Source organism: Pseudorhizobium halotolerans (assembly GCF_902153235.2).
GTDB classification, from domain to species: Bacteria; Pseudomonadota; Alphaproteobacteria; order Rhizobiales; family Rhizobiaceae; genus Neorhizobium; species Neorhizobium flavum.
Window position 1 is genome coordinate 78,741 of sequence record NZ_CABFWE030000004.1, and the last position, 18,351, is coordinate 97,091.

At 62.4% G+C, this 18,351-nt stretch carries 17 protein-coding genes; 5 read left to right on the forward strand and 12 right to left on the reverse strand.

All coding sequences use genetic code 11. From position 1 onward, the window contains the following. Window positions 1-129 precede the first annotated feature (129 nt). From FN060_RS03665 to FN060_RS03690, 6 genes are all read right to left on the reverse strand, one after another. The gene (locus FN060_RS03665; RefSeq protein WP_142586913.1) at window positions 130-732 is read right to left on the reverse strand and encodes a CvpA family protein; all 603 of its coding nucleotides are present in this window, start codon (window positions 730-732) and stop codon (window positions 130-132) included. An 85-nt stretch (window positions 733-817) separates the two neighbouring features. Further along, the gene (gene radA, locus FN060_RS03670; protein WP_142586914.1) at window positions 818-2,221 is read right to left on the reverse strand and encodes a DNA repair protein RadA; all 1,404 of its coding nucleotides are present in this window, start codon (window positions 2,219-2,221) and stop codon (window positions 818-820) included. Window positions 2,222-2,305: 84 nt separating this feature from the next. Then, window positions 2,306-3,466 carry an alanine racemase gene (alr, locus tag FN060_RS03675; RefSeq protein WP_142586915.1) on the reverse strand — a complete coding sequence of 387 codons (1,161 nt, stop codon included), beginning with the start codon at window positions 3,464-3,466 and terminating at the stop codon, window positions 2,306-2,308. Window positions 3,467-3,565: 99 nt separating this feature from the next. After that, window positions 3,566-5,068: a replicative DNA helicase gene (locus FN060_RS03680; RefSeq protein ID WP_142587118.1), complete on the reverse strand. Its 1,503-nt coding sequence runs from the start codon at window positions 5,066-5,068 to the stop codon at window positions 3,566-3,568. Window positions 5,069-5,285: 217 nt separating this feature from the next. Continuing rightward, complete coding sequence (locus FN060_RS03685) at window positions 5,286-7,334, reverse strand: TRAP transporter permease (RefSeq protein ID WP_142586916.1); 2,049 nt, start codon at window positions 7,332-7,334, stop codon at window positions 5,286-5,288. Window positions 7,335-7,420: 86 nt separating this feature from the next. Next, window positions 7,421-8,395, reverse strand: a complete 975-nt coding sequence (locus FN060_RS03690) for a TAXI family TRAP transporter solute-binding subunit (RefSeq protein ID WP_142586917.1) — start codon at window positions 8,393-8,395, stop codon at window positions 7,421-7,423. A 287-nt stretch (window positions 8,396-8,682) separates the two neighbouring features. Here FN060_RS03690 and ugpB point away from each other — a divergent pair, with 287 nt between their 5' ends. From ugpB to FN060_RS03710, 4 genes are all read left to right on the forward strand, one after another. Then, window positions 8,683-9,993: a sn-glycerol-3-phosphate ABC transporter substrate-binding protein UgpB gene (gene ugpB, locus FN060_RS03695; RefSeq protein ID WP_142586918.1), complete on the forward strand. Its 1,311-nt coding sequence runs from the start codon at window positions 8,683-8,685 to the stop codon at window positions 9,991-9,993. Between the two features lie 69 nt (window positions 9,994-10,062). Beyond that, the gene (ugpA, locus tag FN060_RS03700; RefSeq protein ID WP_052637777.1) at window positions 10,063-10,944 is read left to right on the forward strand and encodes a sn-glycerol-3-phosphate ABC transporter permease UgpA; all 882 of its coding nucleotides are present in this window, start codon (window positions 10,063-10,065) and stop codon (window positions 10,942-10,944) included. A 9-nt stretch (window positions 10,945-10,953) separates the two neighbouring features. Next, window positions 10,954-11,802 (forward strand): sn-glycerol-3-phosphate ABC transporter permease UgpE, encoded by an 849-nt coding sequence (gene ugpE, locus FN060_RS03705; protein ID WP_142586919.1) that lies wholly within the window; start codon window positions 10,954-10,956, stop codon window positions 11,800-11,802. Further along, a complete protein-coding gene (locus FN060_RS03710; RefSeq protein ID WP_142586920.1) occupies window positions 11,802-12,854 on the forward strand; it encodes a sn-glycerol-3-phosphate import ATP-binding protein UgpC in 1,053 nt (350 codons plus the stop codon). Before ugpE ends, FN060_RS03710 begins: the two co-directional genes overlap by 1 nt. Window positions 12,855-12,939: 85 nt before the next feature. Here FN060_RS03710 and rplI read toward each other — a convergent pair whose 3' ends face one another. The 6 genes from rplI to FN060_RS03740 all read right to left on the reverse strand — a co-directional run bounded on the left by rplI (window position 12,940) and on the right by FN060_RS03740 (window position 17,206). Further along, window positions 12,940-13,515 carry a 50S ribosomal protein L9 gene (gene rplI, locus FN060_RS03715; protein WP_052637780.1) on the reverse strand — a complete coding sequence of 192 codons (576 nt, stop codon included), beginning with the start codon at window positions 13,513-13,515 and terminating at the stop codon, window positions 12,940-12,942. A 23-nt stretch (window positions 13,516-13,538) separates the two neighbouring features. After that, window positions 13,539-14,507, reverse strand: coding sequence for a DUF2232 domain-containing protein (locus FN060_RS03720; protein ID WP_425312135.1), 969 nt, complete (start codon window positions 14,505-14,507; stop codon window positions 13,539-13,541). 155 nt (window positions 14,508-14,662) lie between these two features. Continuing rightward, complete coding sequence (rpsR, locus tag FN060_RS03725) at window positions 14,663-14,911, reverse strand: 30S ribosomal protein S18 (protein ID WP_052637782.1); 249 nt, start codon at window positions 14,909-14,911, stop codon at window positions 14,663-14,665. Between the two features lie 22 nt (window positions 14,912-14,933). Then, window positions 14,934-15,395, reverse strand: coding sequence for a 30S ribosomal protein S6 (rpsF, locus tag FN060_RS03730; RefSeq protein WP_052637783.1), 462 nt, complete (start codon window positions 15,393-15,395; stop codon window positions 14,934-14,936). 294 nt (window positions 15,396-15,689) lie between these two features. Continuing rightward, window positions 15,690-15,962 carry a hypothetical protein gene (locus tag FN060_RS03735; RefSeq protein WP_142586922.1) on the reverse strand — a complete coding sequence of 91 codons (273 nt, stop codon included), beginning with the start codon at window positions 15,960-15,962 and terminating at the stop codon, window positions 15,690-15,692. Between the two features lie 200 nt (window positions 15,963-16,162). Next, entirely contained in the window at window positions 16,163-17,206 is a 1,044-nt protein-coding gene (locus FN060_RS03740; RefSeq protein WP_142586923.1) for an aldo/keto reductase, read from the reverse strand. Between the two features lie 177 nt (window positions 17,207-17,383). Here FN060_RS03740 and fabD point away from each other — a divergent pair, with 177 nt between their 5' ends. Further along, entirely contained in the window at window positions 17,384-18,328 is a 945-nt protein-coding gene (gene fabD / locus FN060_RS03745) for an ACP S-malonyltransferase (RefSeq protein WP_142586924.1), read from the forward strand. The last annotated feature ends 23 nt before the right edge of the window (window positions 18,329-18,351 follow it).

Here is an 18,351-nt window from a genome sequence, read left to right on the forward strand (position 1 = left end):
GCCCTTGCCTCTCGGAAAAATGGAAGAGCCGGCCGGGGAGGAGGTCCCCCGTCGCCAGCTCGGTCCAGTGTATTCATCAATACTAGCACAAGTGGTGATGCCTGGCCGCGCATCAAGCGCGAGAAAACGTCAATTATTTGTCGCAGGGGCGTCTTCGGCCGGAGCGGTCTCCGCCGGCGGTTGGCCCTGGGCAGGTGCGCCATCGGCCGGTACCTCCTCCTGACCGGTGATGCGGGCACGGATCTGCGGCTCGATATCTTCCGGCAGCACGGCCTGCAGGCGCCCAACCAGCGTGTCTAGGAAGGGCTTCGACTTCGACTGGCTCACCCATTCCGGCTGTGAGCGGACATCGACCAGCCAGTTCCAGAAGGCGACGGCGACGACCAGCAGCAGGATGCCGCGCGCGGCGCCGAACAGGAAACCGAGGCTACGATCCAGCGCGCCGATGCGGCTGTCGATGATGAAGTCGGCGATCCGCGAAGTGATGAAGGAAATGATGATCAGCGCGACGAGGAAGATGATGCCGGCAGACCCGGCGATCGCGATGCGGTCGTCCGTCGTGTAGTTCTGCGCGTAGGGCACGAGCAGTGGATAGAGGTAGTAGGCGGCCGCCACGGAGCCGACCCAGCTTGCGATCGACAGCACCTCGCGGGAAAAGCCGCGAACCATGGCAAGCACGGCAGAAAACAGCGTGACGCCGATGACGATGCCGTCAAAGATCGTGATGGGCATGTAAGATGTACTCCAAGACTTGGCCGTGGCCACGGCCCCCCGCGTTCCGGCTGTCTCTTACAACAGTGGTGCGGGTAACGGAAGATCAATCATCTTCTTGCGTTTTCGCAAGCCGGGTAGCGGAGCCAGCGATGCGGCTTACGAGGTCGGGCAGATCCTCGATCTCCGTCCAGCGGCTCGCGGAGGACTTCGGAAGTTCGGCAGAGCTTGCCGGCAACAGGGCACCTGCGAAGCCGAGTTTCTCCGCCTCCTTCAGGCGCTGCGCGGTCTGGGAGACCGGCCGGACGGCCCCCGAGAGGCTGATCTCGCCGAAATAGACGCAGTCGGAGGGGAGGGCGGTCCCGGCGAGCGACGAGACCAGTGCCGATGCCACGGCGATGTCCGCAGCCGGCTCGGTGATCCGGTATCCGCCTGCGACATTGAGGTAGACGTCATGCTGGCCCAGCCGCACGCCGCAATGTGCCTCGAGCACGGCGAGAATCATCGCCAGCCGCGACGAATCCCAGCCCACGACCGCGCGTCGTGGCGTTCCGAGCGATGTGGGTGCCACCAGCGCCTGAACCTCGACCAGCACCGGACGCGTTCCCTCCATCCCGGCAAAGACGGCAGCACCCGGAGACTTTGCGTTCCGCTCCCCGAGGAAGAGCTCGGATGGATTGGTGACCTCGCGAAGCCCTATGTCGGACATTTCGAAGACGCCGATCTCGTCAGTCGGGCCGAAGCGGTTCTTGACGGTGCGCAGGATGCGGTAGTGGTGGCCGCGGTCACCCTCGAAGTAGAGCACCGCGTCGACCATGTGCTCTACGACACGTGGCCCGGCGATCTGGCCTTCCTTGGTGACATGCCCGACGAGCACCATGGCCGCCCCTGTCTGCTTGGCGAAGCGGATCATCGCCTGCACGCCGGTGCGAACCTGCGTGACGGTGCCGGGAGCGGAATCGGCTGTGTCGCTCCAGAGCGTCTGGATGGAATCGATGATGACGAGGTCTGGCCGCTTGCCTTCGGCTAGAGTGGCAAGAATGTCCTCCACGTTGGTCTCCGCCGCGAGCAGCACCTCCGTGTCCGCTGCACCGAGCCGCTGTGCCCGCAGCCGCACCTGTGCAACGGCTTCTTCACCCGAGACATAGATGACCCGATGGCCTCGTCGTGACAGGGCAGCCGCGGCCTGCATCAAGAGCGTAGACTTGCCGATCCCCGGATCGCCGCCGACCAGCACCGCCGAGCCACGGACAAAGCCGCCACCGGTGACGCGGTCGAGTTCGGATATGCCGGAATGGATGCGAGGAGCTTCCTCCGTCTCGCCGGAAAGCGTGGTGAGCGCAACAGGTCGGCCCTTCTTCGGCGCCCGCGATGGGCCGCCGCCGATCCCGCCCATCGGGTCTTCCTCGACGATGGTGTTCCATTCGCCGCAGCCATCGCATTTCCCGACCCAGCGCGAGTGGACGGTGCCGCAGTTCTGGCACACGAATTGGGTCTTGGGCTTGGCCATGGATCTGTCGCCGCTCAGCTTACGAAAGGAACAAAAAAGGAACAAAAGCTGTAGCGTAGCAGGCTGGCCTTGGCAAGACCGCCGTCATTCCGCTTCGAGGTAACGGCGCTCGTGGCGCAGGCCGAGGCTCGTCAGCATTTCGTAGCCAATTGTTCCCGCGGCGCGGGCGACCTCATCGACCGGCATGTTCGGGCCGAACAATTCGATGTAGTCGCCACTGCGCACAGCGCCGTCTGGGACGTCGGTCACGTCGAAGATTGTCAGGTCCATGGTGATGCGTCCGACGACCGGCACGTGATGACCGGCAATGAAGCCGAAGCCGCCCGCGATCCCGCCGGTACGAAGGGGGATGCCGGATCCGGACAGCGCGCGGAGGTAGCCGTCTGCATAGCCCACGGACGCGATCGCAAGCCGGCTGGCGCGTTCCAACTGATGGGTGGCGCCGTAGCTGACGGTACCTCCGACTGCTGCCTCCCGGATCTGTACAATCCTCGCTTCCGCTGTCGCCACCGGCCGCAACGGCTTCATGCCGTTCACGGCCTCGCCGCCGTAGAGCGCGATGCCGGGCCGGGTCAGGTCGAAATGGTATTCGGGGCCGAGGAAGATCCCGGCCGACGCCGAAAGACTTGATTCGATACCTTCGAATGCGGCGCTAACCTGCCGGAAAGATTCGAGCTGTGCCTTGTTGCTGGCCGCCGATGGCGTATCGCCGCTGTGGAGGTGTGACAGGACCAGCACTGGCGAGAAGCTGGCGGGACGCGACACATCTTCCGCCAGCGCCAGCGCGTCCTGCATCGGGAGGCCGAGACGATTGAAACCGGTGTCCACCTGCAGCGCGCAGGGGTAGTCCCCGTATTCCGCAATCACGCCCATCCAGAAGGCAAGCTGTTCCTCGGAGGCGATTACCGGGACCAGGTCGTTCTCGAAGAACATCCGCTCCTGCCCGGGCCATATTCCCGAGAGCACGAAGATGCGGGCCTCGGGTGCGTATGCGCGCAGCGTCACGCCTTCCTGCACGATCGCGACGAAGAAATCGCGCGCGCCGGCCTCGTAGAGCGTCGCTCCGCAGTCCTCCAGGCCCAGGCCATAGGCATCTGCCTTGACCACGGCGGCAGTGCGCGCACTACCCGAGCGTTCCGCCATGTCCCGCCAGTTTTCGGCAAGGGCCCCGAGATCAACAGTCAGTCGCACCGGGGCGATGTCGAACGGATCTGGAAGTTCAGGCATTTCATCTGGATCGATCATGAAAGTCACGTGAAGCTGGAGACGATGCGTGGTTGGGCGCGGCTGCAGGGCTAGCCGCTGCCGCCACTCTTGTCCACCTGCTAGCTGCTGGCTTTCGTCTCAGTGCTCTTCGTATTGGGTGAAGCTCGGGTCGGCGAGGTCCGCAAAGCGCGTGTATTCCGACTGGAAGGCGAGCTTGACGGTGCCGGTGGGACCATGGCGCTGCTTGGCGATGATCACGTCAGCCGTGCCCTTCACCTTGTCCATGTGGGCTTCCCATTCCGGATACTTGGGGTCATGCGGATCCCGCGGCTCCATGTTCTTCACGTAGTATTCCTCGCGGAACACAAAGAGCACCACGTCGGCGTCCTGCTCGATCGAACCCGATTCACGAAGGTCGGAGAGCTGCGGGCGCTTGTCTTCGCGGCTTTCCACCTGACGCGACAGCTGCGAGAGCGCGATGATCGGCACGTTCAGTTCCTTGCCGAGCGCCTTGAGGCCCGTGGTGATCTGGGTGATCTCCTGCACGCGGTTGTCGCCGCCCTTGCCGGAGCCGGTCATGAGCTGGATATAGTCGACCACGAGGCAGTCGAGGCCGCGCTGCCGCTTCAGGCGACGCGCACGGGCGGAAAGCTGGGCAATCGAGATACCACCCGTCTGGTCGATGAAGAGGGGGACCTTCTGCATCATCTGGCTGCAGGCCACGAGCTTTTCGAAGTCAGCTTCGGTGATGTCGCCGCGGCGGATCTTGGAGGAGGAGACTTCCGTCTGCTCCGAGATGATACGGGTCGCCAACTGTTCGGCGGACATTTCGAGCGAATAGAAGCCGACGACGCCGCCATTCTTCGCCTTGGAGCTGCCGTCGGCCTGGACCTCCGGCTCGTAGGCGGCGGCGATGTTGTAGGCGATGTTGGTTGCAAGCGAGGTCTTGCCCATGCCCGGACGTCCGGCAAGCACGATCAAGTCGGACCGCTGCAGGCCGCCCATCTTCCCGTCCAGCGACATGATGCCTGTCGAGATGCCCGAAAGATGCCCGTCGCGCTCGAAGGCGGCGCCGGCCATGTCGATCGCCTGAGCGACGGCATCGTTGAAGGACTGGAAACCGCCGTCGTAGCGGCCGGTCTCGGCCAATTCGAAAAGCCGCCGCTCCGTATCCTCGATCTGTGTCTGCGGCGGCATGTCGAGCGGCGCGTCATAGGCGATGTTGACCATGTCCTCGCCGATGGTGATCAGCGCGCGGCGAAGCGCCAGATCGTAGATCGCGCGACCATAATCCTCGGCGTTGATGATCGATACGGCCTCGGCCGCCAGACGGGCGAGGTACTGAGCCACCGTCAGGTCGCCGACCCGCTCGTCGGCCGGCAGGAAGGTCTTGATGGTGACGGGGTTTGCCGTCTTGCCCATGCGGATGATGTCGCCGGCAACCTCGAAGATCTTCCGGTGCAGCGGCTCATAGAGATGCACCGGCTTCAGGAAGTCGGACACCCGGTAATAGGCATCGTTGTTGACGAGGATGGCGCCCAGCAGCGCCTGCTCCGCCTCGATGTTGTTGGGGGCTTCCCGGTAGTGGGGCTCGGCATCCTTGTTGCTGAGCGCCGTCAGCTTGCGTACTGCGTCCTGCATGGCATCCATTCAATGTCTTCGGGTTCGGCGCGATCATACAGAAGATTGCGGCGGAGCGAGGGACGACCGGCGAACTAATCAGCGCCATAGCCGATCTCCACAGCCTGCGTCCGCCTGTGGAAAACTAACGCGCCGAACCGAACGAGATGATTTGACCGTGGCAGATCTGCCGGGGATCGCCACGGGTATTGATCATGATACTTGCCCGGCTGATTCGCTACAAGGCGAGAGCGCCGCTCCGGTAGGCCGTGAACTGCCGGAAGAGCACCGGCAGGGCGAGCGCCACGCCGACAAGCGAAGACGTCAATTCGGGCACCACGAGCAGAATGGCCGCAAGAATCAACAGGGGCCGCTCCCATGAGACCGTTCGGACCAGCATGTAGCCGGAGAGGGCGGCACCCAGGAAGGTGATGCCGAGCGTGCAGCCGATGAAGGCAACGAGGAAATTGCTCCAGGTGAAGTCCGCGGTCACCAGCAGCAGCGACGGCGAGAAGACGAAGACGAAGGGGACGAGGATCTTGCCGAGCCCGAGCCTGAACGCGGTATTGCCCGTCTTGAAGGGGTCAGCCCCGGCCATCCCCGCAGCCGCGTAGGCGGCAAGCGCCACCGGCGGTGTGATGTCGGCGAGCACCCCGTAGTAGAAGACGAAGAAGTGCGCCACGATCGGCTCGACGCCGAGCATGCCGAGCGTCGGGGCGGCGATCGTCGCCATGATGATGTAGTTTGCGGTGGTGGGGATGCCGCAGCCCATCAGGATACAGACGACACCCGTCATGATCAGGGTGAAGAGCAGCGTCAGCGCCTGCGGCCCGAACCAGTCGGCCGGCATGAACGTGCCGATGAAGGTAGCGATCTGGGCGGCCGTGGTCGTCACGATGTAGGAGATCTTGAACCCGACGCCGGTGAGCGTAACGACGCCGACGACGATGCCGACAGTCGCCGCCGCGGCACCGACCGCAAGCGCATACTTGGCGCCGTCGCGAAGGCTTTCGAAGAGCTCCGTGAATGACATGCGGCGACGCGGATTGAAGAGGCCGACGAGAACGCAGAGGGTAATGCCCCAGAAGGCGGCGAGGTATGGTGTGTAGCCGGACAGCAGAACCCCGATCAGCACGACGAGCGGGATTACCGTCGGCCAGTCACGCTTGAAGGCTTCCGTGAGGTCCGGCATCTCCTCGCGCGTCATGCCGCGCATGCCGCTGCGCTTTGCTTCGAAATGCACCTGCACCAGAACGCCGAAGAAGTGCATGAAGGCAGGAACGATGGCTGCAAGGATGATCGTCGTGTAGGGAAGGTTGAGGAACTCGATCATCAGGAAGGCGGCAGCCCCCATGATCGGCGGGGTGATCTGGCCCCCGGTGGAGGAAGCCGCTTCGACTGCGGCCGCGAAGGGACGCTTGTAGCCCATGCGGATCATCGCCGGGATGGTGAGCGAGCCAACCGTCACCGTATTGGCGACGGAAGAGCCGGAGATCATGCCAAATAGCGCGGAGCCGAAGATGGATACCTTGGCGGGGCCGCCGGCATAGCGCCCCGCTACCCATGCAGCACAATCCAGAAAGAGCTGGCCAAGGCCGATGCGGGTCGCGAAGACGCCGAAGAGCACGAAGTGAAACACGTAGGTCGCGACGACGCCGAGGGCGATGCCGTAGATGCCCTGGCTCGTCAGGTAGAGATGGTTGATGAGTTGCGAGACCGTGGCGCCCGGATGCACCAGGATGCCGGGCATGGATGGCCCATAAAGCGAATAGGCCATGAACAGGATGGCGATGATCGGCAGCGGCCAGCCGACGGACCTGCGGGTTGCCTCCAGAAGAACCAGGATGAGGATGCCGCCAAGAACTACGTCCGTCGTCGTTGGATTGCCGACCCGGAAGGCCAGATCATCAAGTGGAATGAAGGGGACATGCATGACGGCGACCACGGCGCCGATGGCGAGTGCCCAGTCGAAGAGCGAGATGCCCAGCGGCCGGATCAGGCCCGCATTGGCGGGTTGGTCATAGCCTTTGCGGGAGAAGGGAAAGACCAGGAAGATGAGGCCGAGCACGAAGGAAAGGTGGATGCCTCTGTGCAAAACTTCCGACAGCAGTCCAAAACCGGCTGTGTAATAGTGGAAGATGGATAGCGCCACCAGAAGCGCCCCGACGAGCCGTGCGGCGAGGGGAGCAAGCGGCCGGAAACGGATCTCCGAATCGAACTGCTCCTCCAGCTCGCGAGCTTTCGCTTCGTCCAGTTCCATCGGAGCGATCTTGTCGCCGTCGGCCATCGGTCTTCCCCCGGTTCTTGTCTTTCAACGGAAAGCGGCGGTCAGCTCTGGGCAGACCGCCGCTGTCTCTGTCAAGCGCGATGCGCTTACTTCAGGACGCCCGCTTCCTTATAGAAGCGTTCTGCACCCGGATGCAGCGGAATGCCGAGGCTGGTCGTGGCATTTTCCAGGGTGATCATCTTGCCCTTGGCATGACCGGCATCGAGTTCCTTGCGGGAGTTCTCGTTCCACAGCGTCTTGGTGATGTTGTAAACGAGATCGTCCGACTGCTTGGCGCTGGTTACCCACTGCGCAGCAACCGAGATCGTCTGCGTTTCCCCGACGCCGCTGTAGGTTTCGGCCGGTACTGTGTCCTTCGAGAAGAAGCTGTACTCTTCCAGCAGCTTGTCGACTTCGGGGCCGCTGATCGGCACGAGCGAGATGCCCGCCGAGGTGGCGAGCTCGGAAACCGCGCCGGTCGGATAGCCGCCGACGAAGAAGTAGGCGTCGAGGCCGCCGTCGCGCAGCAGGTCGCCGGCGGGGCCGGGCTTCAGGTGCTCGGCCTGGATGTCGTCTTCGGTGAGGCCGTAGGCGCCGAGAACGATGCGGGCATCGACGATCGTGCCGGAGCCAGGCTCGTCGATCGACACGCGCTTGCCCTTCAGGTCGGCAATCGAGTTGATGCCTGCATCCTTGCGGGCCACCACATGGATCGTCTCGGGATAGAGCGTCGCGATCAGACGCAGATCTTCGACCTTGCCCTTGCCTTCATAGAGGCCGGTTCCCGTGTGGGCCCAGTAGGCGACGTCGGACTGGGTGAAGCCGGACTCCATCGAGCCGCCCTGGATGGCGTTGATGTTGGCGACGGAGCCGTTCGAAGCGACCGCCGTTGCGACCAGTCCTTCGACACCCTTGCCCTCGGCGCCGGAGATCGCGTTGGCGATCAGGCCGCCGATCGGATAGTAGGTTCCTGCGGTGCCGCCGGTGCCGATGCGGAAGAAGGCGGGCGATTGCGCGAGCGCGACACTGGCGCCGATTGCCACTACGCCGGCGATGGCGAGAAAACTCTTCTTCAGTTTCATTGGGGTTCCCTTTCTCCTGTTTCCGCCACCATGGATAAGGTCACGCCCGGATGTCAACTCTTGGCACCTCGCTGGCGCTCTATTCAGGTCCATAGGTGCGAACAGGGTAAACACGAGCCCGTTCGAAAAAGAAACGAAAGGGAATCGAAAGTCGCTAGCGATTATCCCATTGTCAAAGCGCGCGTTTTTGAGTTAGCTGATTTAGGTTTGAACGATTACGGTGAGGCAACAGGTGAAAACGGGCCCCGCCGTGAAAAGCCAGTCAGTCATCGAAAGGGAGGAAGACCATGAAAACTACGAAGATCGCTGCTTCGGCAGCCACTGCGAGCCTTGCGCTGCTCTGGGGATCCAGTGCGCTGGCCGTGACGGAACTGCAATGGTGGCATGCCATGACGGGCGCCAACAATGAGGTTGTTGACACGCTCGCCAAGGAATTCAACGAGAAGCAGAGCGACTACAAGATCGTTCCCGTGTTCAAGGGCACCTATCCGGAAACACTGAACGCTGGCATCGCCGCTTTCCGCGCCAAGAACGCGCCGGCAATCATCCAGGTCTTCGACGTCGGTACGGGCGTCATGATGGGCGCTGAAGGTGCGGTCGTTCCGGTTGCCGAAGTGCTCGAGAAGGGCGGCTATACGTTCGACAAGTCCAAGTATCTTCCGGGCATCGTCGCTTACTATTCCAAGCCTGACGGCACGATGCTGTCCTTCCCCTACAACTCGTCCTCGCCGATCCTCTATTACAACAAGGACGCCTTCGAGAAGGCCGGGCTCGATGTCGACAACCCGCCGAAGACCTGGCCGGAAGTCTGGGAAGCTGCCCGCAAGATCAAGTCGAGCGGCGCTGCCGAATGCGGCTACACCTCGACCTGGCTGACCTGGATCCAGACCGAGAACTTCTCGGCGTGGAACAACCTTTCCTACGGCACCAACGAGAATGGCCTGGCTGACACCAATGTCGAGCTGAAGTTCAACGCGCCGCAGTTCGTCGAGCACTTCCAGTCGATCGCCGATCTCGCCAAGGAAGGCGTCTTCCGTTATGGCGGCCGCACGTCTGAAGCGAAGAACCTCTTCCTCTCCGGCGAGTGCGCCATCCTGACCGAATCCTCCGGCGGTCTCGGCGACATCGTCAAGAGCGGCATGAACTACGGTATCGGCCAGCTTCCCTATTACGAGGGCGAAGGTCGTCCGCAGAACACGATCCCGGGTGGCGCCAGCCTCTGGGTCTTCGGCGGCAAGACGGACGAAGAGTACAAGGGCATTTCCGAGTTCTTCAACTTCCTGTCACAGGTCGACATCCAGGCGCGGCTGCACCAGGTTTCCGGCTACCTTCCGGTGACGATGGAAGCCTATAACGCCACGAAGGATTCGGGCTTCTATGAAAAGAACCCGGGCCGCGAGACGCCGATCCAGCAGATGATGGGCAAGGAGCCGACGGAAAACTCCAAGGGCGTGCGTCTCGTCAACCTGCCGCAGGTTCGCGACATCATGAACGAAGAGTTCGAAGCCATGCTCGCTGGCCAGCAAGACGCGCAGGCAGCGCTCGACAAGGCAGTCGAGCGCGGCAACGCCGCCATCCAGCAGGCACTCGGCAACTAAGCCCGCCAATGACATGCCGTCCGGACAGATCGTCCGGACGGCACTTCTGTTTTCTGAAGGGCCGCGCTTTTGCAGAACGTCGTCTTCCCCAACAAGATACTGCCGTATTTCCTGGTCGCTCCGCAGATCATCCTGACGGTTGTCTTCTTCTTCTGGCCCGCTAGCCAGGCACTCTACCAGTCCGCCATGCGCGAGGATCCCTTCGGCTTGCGGAGCACTTTCGTCGGCCTTGCCAACTTCACGGCGATCTTCAACGATCCCAACTACCTTCACTCGCTCCAGGTCACCGTGGTGTTCAGCCTCCTGACCGCCCTGTTGGCGATGGGGACGGCGCTTCTGCTGGCAACGGCGGCCGATCTTGTCGTGCGGGGCCGCGGCTTCTACCGCACCTTCATGATCGTTCCCTATGCGGTCGCTCCCGCGGTGGCCGGCATGCTGTGGCTTTTCATGTTCAACCCGGCCATGGGCACATTCGCTTACCTCCTCCGCCGCAATGGCGTGATGTGGGACCCGCTTCTCGACGGCAACCAGGCAATGCTGCTCGTCGTCGTCGCGGCGGCGTGGAAGCAGATCAGCTACAATTTCCTGTTCTTCGTTGCGGGCCTGCAGGCGATCCCGAAGTCGTTGCTCGAGGCGGCGGCAATCGATGGCGCGCGCGGCACTCGGCGCTTCTGGACCATCATCTTTCCGCTACTTGCCCCGACCACGTTCTTCCTGCTGGTCGTCAACACGGTCTACGCCTTCTTCGACACGTTCGGCATTATCCATGCCGTCACCGGTGGCGGCCCCGCCAAGGCCACGGAAACGCTTGTCTACAAGGTTTATAATGATGGCTTCGTGAACCTGAATCTCGGCTCTTCCGCCGCCCAGTCGGTCGTGCTGATGGTGATCGTGATCGCGCTCACGGCCTTCCAGTTCCGCTTCGTCGAGAAGAAAGTGCATTATGGTTGAGGCCCGCGCATGATCGAGAACCGCCCCGTCGCGAGGCTGATGGCCCATTTGATGCTCGTCATCGGCATCATCATCGTCGCTTTCCCCATCTATTACACCTTCGTCGCCTCGACGATGACGTCCGTGGAGATCATCCGCCCGCCGATGTCGCTGCTGCCAGGCGACCATCTGGTGGAGAATTATACGGGCGCCATGTCCGGCGGCCTGGAGCAGGTCGTGGGCGTCAGCCTGGAGCGGCTGCTGTTCAACACCTTCGTGGTGGCGATGGCGATCGCGATCGGCAAGATCATCATCTCCTTCCTGTCGGCATTTGCGATCGTCTTCTTCCGCTTTCCGTTCCGGATGGGCTTCTTCTGGATGATCTTCATCACCCTGATGTTGCCGGTGGAGGTTCGCATCCTGCCGACCTACAAGGTGATCGTCGATCTCGGGTTGCTGGATACTTATGCAGGCCTGACGCTACCGTTGATGGCATCCGCGACGGCCACTTTCCTGTTCCGGCAGTTCTTCCTGACGATCCCGGGGGAAATGGTCGAGGCGGCGCGCATCGACAACGCAGGGCCCTTCCGCTTCATGAAGGATATCCTGCTGCCGCTGTCTAAAACCAATATCGCAGCGCTCTTCGTGATCCTCTTTATCTACGGCTGGACGCAGTATCTCTGGCCGCTCCTCGTCACCAACGACGCGAAGATGAACACGATCATCATCGGGCTGCGGCGCATGGTCGATTTCACCGACGCGTCCACCCCGTGGAACTACGTCATGGTAACCGCGGTGCTCGCCATCATCCCGCCTGTGCTGGTGGTGATTCTGATGCAGCGCTGGTTCGTCAAGGGTCTTGTGGAGACTGAAAAGTAATGGCCGGAATTGAACTGAAGGATGTCCGCAAGGTCTATGGCGGCAATATCGAGGCGATCAAAGGCGTGTCGCTGAAGATCGAGGACGGCGAGATGATCGTCCTGGTCGGCCCGTCCGGCTGTGGTAAGTCAACGCTCTTGCGCATGATCGCCGGCCTGGAGAGCATCTCGGGCGGCGAGATCGTTATCGGTGACAGGGTCGTCAACCAGTTGGAACCGTCGCAGCGCGACATCGCAATGGTCTTCCAGAACTACGCGCTCTATCCGCACATGTCCGTCAGACAAAACCTCGCCTACGGCCTGAAGAACCGCAACACGCCGAAGGACGAGATCGACCGCCGGATTACAGAAGCGGCGAGGGCGCTGGAGATCGAGCAGTTCCTCGAGCGCAAGCCGCGCCAGCTGTCGGGTGGCCAGCGGCAGCGCGTGGCGATGGGACGTGCGATCGTCCGCAAGCCTGCGGCCTTCCTGTTCGACGAGCCGCTGTCGAACCTCGACGCCAAGCTGCGCGTCCAGATGCGTGTCGAGATCCGTCGCCTCCAACGCTCTCTCGCGACGACCAGCGTCTACGTGACCCACGACCAGATGGAGGCGATGACGCTCGCCGACCGGCTGGTGGTGCTCAATGGCGGAAAGATCGAGCAGGTCGGCACGCCGATCGAGCTCTATGAGCGCCCGGCCTCGACCTTCGTCGCGACCTTCATCGGTTCGCCGTCGATGAACCTCCTGAAGCGCAAGGCGGTTGAAGGGAGTGGCTGGTCGCTCTCCAGCGGTTCGGGCGTGGCGGTGAACGTGGATACCGTGGGTATCCGCCCCGAAGACATCGTCATCGCCGACGAGAATGCGCCCTCGGATTTCGTGGGCGAGGTGAAGGTGGATGCCGTCGAGTTGGTGGGTGCCGAGAGCTACGTGCATGCCTCGCTCGCCGACGGCAGCCCCATCGTGTTCCGCGTTGCCGGTCGTTCCCAGATCGGCATCGGTGAAACGATCCGCATCGCCGCGGCACAGGCCGACATCCACATGTTCGACGAAGCCGGAAAGCGCCTCGCCTAGGCAACTCCCAGCCTTTCGGAACCGGAATGAAAAAGCCCTCGGCGGAGTCTCCGCCGAGGGCTTGTTCTTCACGTCGCTCTGAAGATTATTCTTCGTCGCCTTCGCGATCGGCGTCCGGATCGAAGAAGTCTTCCGGACGAAGTGCGTCTTCGTCGACACCGTAGATGGCATCTGCAGAGGTGAGGGTCTCGCCCTTCGCCTGGCGCTCGGCTTCTTCGACCGTACGGGCGACGTTGATCTCGATCTCGATCTCGACTTCCGCGTGCAGCAGGAGCGTCACCTTGTGCAGGCCGATTGTCTTGATCGGCAGGCTGAGGTCGACCTGATTGCGGCCGATGTTGAAGCCTTCGGCAGCCAGCGCCTCGATGATGTCGCGAGCAGCGACCGAGCCGTAGAGCTGACCGGTTTCGCCGGCGGAACGGACCATGACGAAGGTCTTGCCTTCAAGAGCGTCGGCAACCTTCTGGGCTTCCGAACGGCGCTCGAGGTTGCGGGCTTCGAGGGTTGCACGTTCTGCTTCGAAGCGCTTCTTGTTGGCGTCGTTGGCGCGTAGCGCCTTGCCCTGCGGCAGGAGGTAGTTGCGGGCGTAGCCGTCGCGGACCTTTACAGTCTCGCCCATCTGGCCGAGCCGGGCAATCCGTTCAAGGAGAATGACATCCATGGGTTTGTCCTTTCGAGTTTCAGTTAGCTTGGATTTTCGGGTTGATCGTCGCGTGCCGGCGTGAGCGCAACCGCCCGCCGGGTATCGGCCAGGCCGAGCACGAGGATGAGGAATGCCGGCAGAACCAGCAGCGAGGAGATGTAGGCGAGCACCAGCACCGGCAGGCGCCAGTCCTTGCCCTTGCTCCGGAAATGTAGTGACGCGAAGCCGGCCATCAGGAAGCCGCCAGCGAATGCACCGAAGACGGTGGCGCCGATCATGGCCGGCACGCCGCCTAGGAACGTCAGGAGGATGCCTCCGAGGAGCACGAAAAGCGCATTGCGGTTCATCCTGAGCGCCGACGGCATGTCCTCGCGTGGACGAAGGGCGCGGGCGGAGCGAGAAACGACGCGAATGGCGATGTAGAAGGCAGCAAACAGCATCAGCACCCATAGGCCCGCCTGGACCATGGGAAGCATGAGCACGAACATCTGCTTGGTCTGCTCAAGGCTTGCCGGGTCAGGCGCAAAGGATGGATCCTGCGCCTGGAAAGCCGTGGTCATCATGTCGACCAGTTCGTTGGTCAGGTCCGGGCCGTAGCCGATGACGACGCCGAGCGCGATCATTCCCAATGTGACGAGGCCGCAGAGATGCAGCAGAATGTCCGACAGCGGATACCAGGCGAGCAGCCGGTCGGGGCCACCGATTTCAGAAGCGGGGCGGGCAAGATTTGCCAGGTGCGACAGCCACCCTGCGGGAACGAGGGTGAAGACGGCCATGGTTGCAGCAAAGGGAGGGGAGACCATAAGAGCCCCGAGGGCACCGGCCGTGATGATTGCCGTGATGGCGGCGCGATTACCCCAGCCGAGGCCGGCAATCAGGATCGGCAGGGCCGATGCGGCATAGATGACGACGGCAAAGGACAGCTGTGCCATCGCACCCAGCGCGAGCAGCGTAGCAACGACGCCGGCGAGGATGCCGACTGGCAGTACTGTCTGGTTCGAAGTTTTCACGGTCTCGCTGTCCTGCCACATCAAGCAGTTAGGGGACTGGCCTGAATCGATCTCTCAGGTCCTTCATCCCCAACATGGGATCTCGATTATTCCGATCCGCGCCCATCGCGGAAGGGAGGAGATCCGCCGACGATGACGGCGGATCTCGAAGTCTATTATGCTACGACGTAGGGCAGCAGGCCGAGGAAGCGGGCGCGCTTGATGGCCTTGGCCAGTTCGCGCTGCTTCTTCTGGGAGACGGCCGTGATGCGGGACGGTACGATCTTGCCGCGCTCGGAAATGTAGCGCTGCAGGAGACGGACGTCCTTGTAGTCGATCCGCGGTGCGTTGGCGCCCGAGAAGGGGCAGGTCTTGCGACGGCGGTGGAACGGGCGGCGTGCGGGAGCAGAGGATGCTTCAGCCATTGTGTTTTCTCCTTAAGCTCGATTACGCGCGGTCTTCGCGCGGACGACGCTCGAAGCCGCCTTCACGCGGGCCACGATCTTCGCGAGGGCCACGGTCCGGACGGGGGCCGCGATCGCGGTCACCGAAGCCGGGGCGGTCGCCACGCGGACGGTCGTCGCGGTCACGCTTCTGCATCATCGCGGACGGGCCTTCTTCGTGCTTCTCGACGGCGATCGTCATGTAGCGAAGAATGTCTTCGTTGATGCGCATCTGGCGTTCCATCTCGTGCACGGCAGCAGCCGGTGCGTCGATGTCCATCAGGGCGTAGTGAGCCTTGCGGTTCTTGTTGATGCGGTAGGTGAGGGACTTGAGGCCCCAGTTCTCGATGCGCCCGACTTTGCCGCCGTTAGCTTCGATGACGCCCTTGTACTGTTCGACGAGGGCATCAACCTGCTGAGCGGAAACATCCTGCCGGGCAAGGAATACGTGTTCGTAAAGAGCCATGTAAGCTTTGCCTTTTCTTGCGGTTGTGTTCACCCGGACCTCGGCGGCTAAGCCTCAACGACTGCTCCTGAGAGGCGTTACGCCCAGCAAGAAAAGTTGTTTGATCGAGACGGTCGAGAGCGGAGACACGGGAGGCCTGAACCCTGTGGTTCATGCAGCCCGGTTGCCCGGGCCTGCCCTCCGTTCAGCCACCAGCCAGAAAGACCGGGTGTTTCGAACAGGCGCGCTTATACGGATTTCTGGCGGGAAAGCAAGCCATCGGTCGTCGTTTCCCTGAACCCGCCGATCGACTCGTCAGCCGTTGGCTGAGGACGGGCCACTCCATTCATCTGAAGAATGGCGTGGCGGGGCAGTGTGCGGTAGTTTGCCGAGCAGGTCGCCGTCTTCCACGAGTTCGCTTGCCATCTCGGCCAGCGCCAGCACGATCTCTTCCGGTTTCCAGCCAGCATTGACACACCTGGCGATGTGGGCCCGCAGTGGCGCTCGTACGCTGAAGTCGAATTCCAAGGCACGATCGCCTGCCGGGATGGTGGCAGTCGGCTGATCTTCGTGAATTTCCTGAGTCATGGCACAAGGAAGCCGCATCACCGTCGGGTTGGCAACTGAAACCCGGAAACAGGGTTGCGGGGTAAGGTTAACGTTCTCATTTCAGGCGTACGTCGCCTATCCTTCGCCGGCTCCGGATGGTTAACGTCCAGTCTGGAGTAGAAGCAGCGCCAAGGGCTCCGTCCGTGAGCCGAGGAGGTGGCCGAACGGAGCCTGCCGTTTTACATCGGCATCGGATACTGCCGGTGCGCCTTTGCGATGTCCTTCAGTACGTCGTCGCTCAACTTGAGATCCTTCGCGCCGATCGCCGTCTGGAGCTGTTCCATGCTCGTCGCCCCGATGATCACGGAAGCCATGACGGGACGACTGAGACAGAAGGCGAGAGACATCTGCGTCAGATCCAGGCCATGCTTTCCGGCGATTTCCTTGTAAGCCTTGACCGCAGGCTCCTGGTGTGGCTGCAGGCGGCCGCCGAGATCGCTGTTGATCGTCGCGCGCGATCCCTCGGGGCGGGCGCCGTCGAGATACTTGCCGGTTAGCAGGCCGGCAGCCAGTGGCGAATAGGCGAGCAGCCCGACATCCTCGTGATGCGCCACCTCCGCGAGATCGAGGTCGAACTGGCGGTAGAGGAGGTTGTATTCGTTCTGAATGGAGGCGACGCGCGGCAGGCTCTTTTCCTCGGCAAGTCGCAGATACTTGAGCGTGCCCCAGGCGCTTTCGTTCGAGAGGCCGACGGCCCGCACCTTGCCCTCGTTCACCAGGTCCCCGAGGGTGGAGAGAATAGCGTCGATTTCCTCCGCAGCCTTGGCGCGATCCTGCTTCGACGCATCGAAGCTCCAGCACTGGCGGAAGTGATAGCTGCCACGGTTCGGCCAGTGGATCTGGTAGAGATCGACGTGGTCCGTCTGCAGGCGGCGCAGGCTTGCCTCGAGCGCCTCGCGGACGCTCTGGCCGTCCAGATCGCGGCCGTCCCGGATGTGCGGGCGCCCGCTTCCGGCGACCTTCGTGGCGAGCACGACATCATTCCGCCGGCCGCTCTTCTTGAACCAGCTACCGATGTATTCCTCAGTCCGCCCGTAGGTCTCCGCGCTCACCGGCGTCGTCGGATAGAGCTCGGCCGTGTCGAAGAAGTTGATGCCGGCATCGATGGCATGGTTCATCTGTGCGTGTGCTTCGGTCTCGCTGTTTTGCGAGCCCCAGGTCATCGTGCCGAGGCAAATTTCCGACACGGAGATGTCCGTGCGTCCCAATCTGTTGAATTTCATGAAGTCAGTCCTGTCTTGGAAGGTGGCAGGAGTTTAAGCAGGATTTGCGCTTTCGCAAGGCGGCATGGCGGCCGGCGGTACACCGCCCCGACAATCTCCCTTTGCGCTCTTCACCTTGACTCGCGCCACTGGAACGTGAATGGGAAGGCAAAAATGACAAGGGAAGGAAATCATCCCATGAGCATAGCGTTTACGTTCCCGGGCCAGGGAAGCCAGTCTATCGGCATGGGCAAGGACCTTGCCGATGCCTTTCCGGAAGCCCGCGCAGTCTTCCAGGAAGTCGACGATGCGCTGGATCAGAAGCTCTCCGAGATCATGTGGAATGGCCCGGAGGAGACGCTGACGCTGACGGCGAACGCCCAGCCGGCGCTGATGGCCGTATCCATTGCCACCATCCGCGTCATGGAAGCACGTGGATTGACGTTGGCCGACAAGGTTTCCTATGTCGCCGGCCATTCGCTCGGGGAATATTCCGCTCTCTGCGCGGCCGGCACATTCTCGCTTGCCGATACGGCGCGGCTCCTGCGCATCCGCGGCAATGCCATGCAATCGGCTGTCCCCGTCGGGGAGGGTGCCATGGCTGCGATCATCGGACTTGAGCATGGGGACGTGGAGACCGTCTGCCGTGACGCCGCGGCCGCTGGTGCCTGCCAGATCGCAAACGACAATGGCGGTGGCCAGCTTGTCATCTCCGGTTCGAAGGCCGCCGTCGAAAAAGCCGCCGCTTCGGCAACGGAGAAGGGCGCCAAGCGTGCGATCATGCTGCCGGTATCAGCTCCGTTCCATTCCGCCCTCATGTCTCCGGCAGCAGATGCCATGCGGCACGCGCTGGCTCAGGTAGACAAGCGTGCTCCGGTCGTGCCGTTGATCGCCAACGTCCGTGCAGCACCGGTCACCGATGCGAGCGAGATCGTTGACCTGCTGGTCAGCCAGGTGACCGGTCAGGTCCGCTGGCGCGAGACGGTCGAATGGTTTGCTGCCACTGGCGTCACCGATCTCTACGAGGTAGGCTCGGGCAAGGTGCTGACCGGGCTTGCTCGCCGCATCGACAAGACCGTATCCGGCACCGCGATAAACACGCCCGCCGATATCGAGACTGCACTCGCCGCCATTCTCGGCTGACCAACTCCAAAGGGGATAGGACC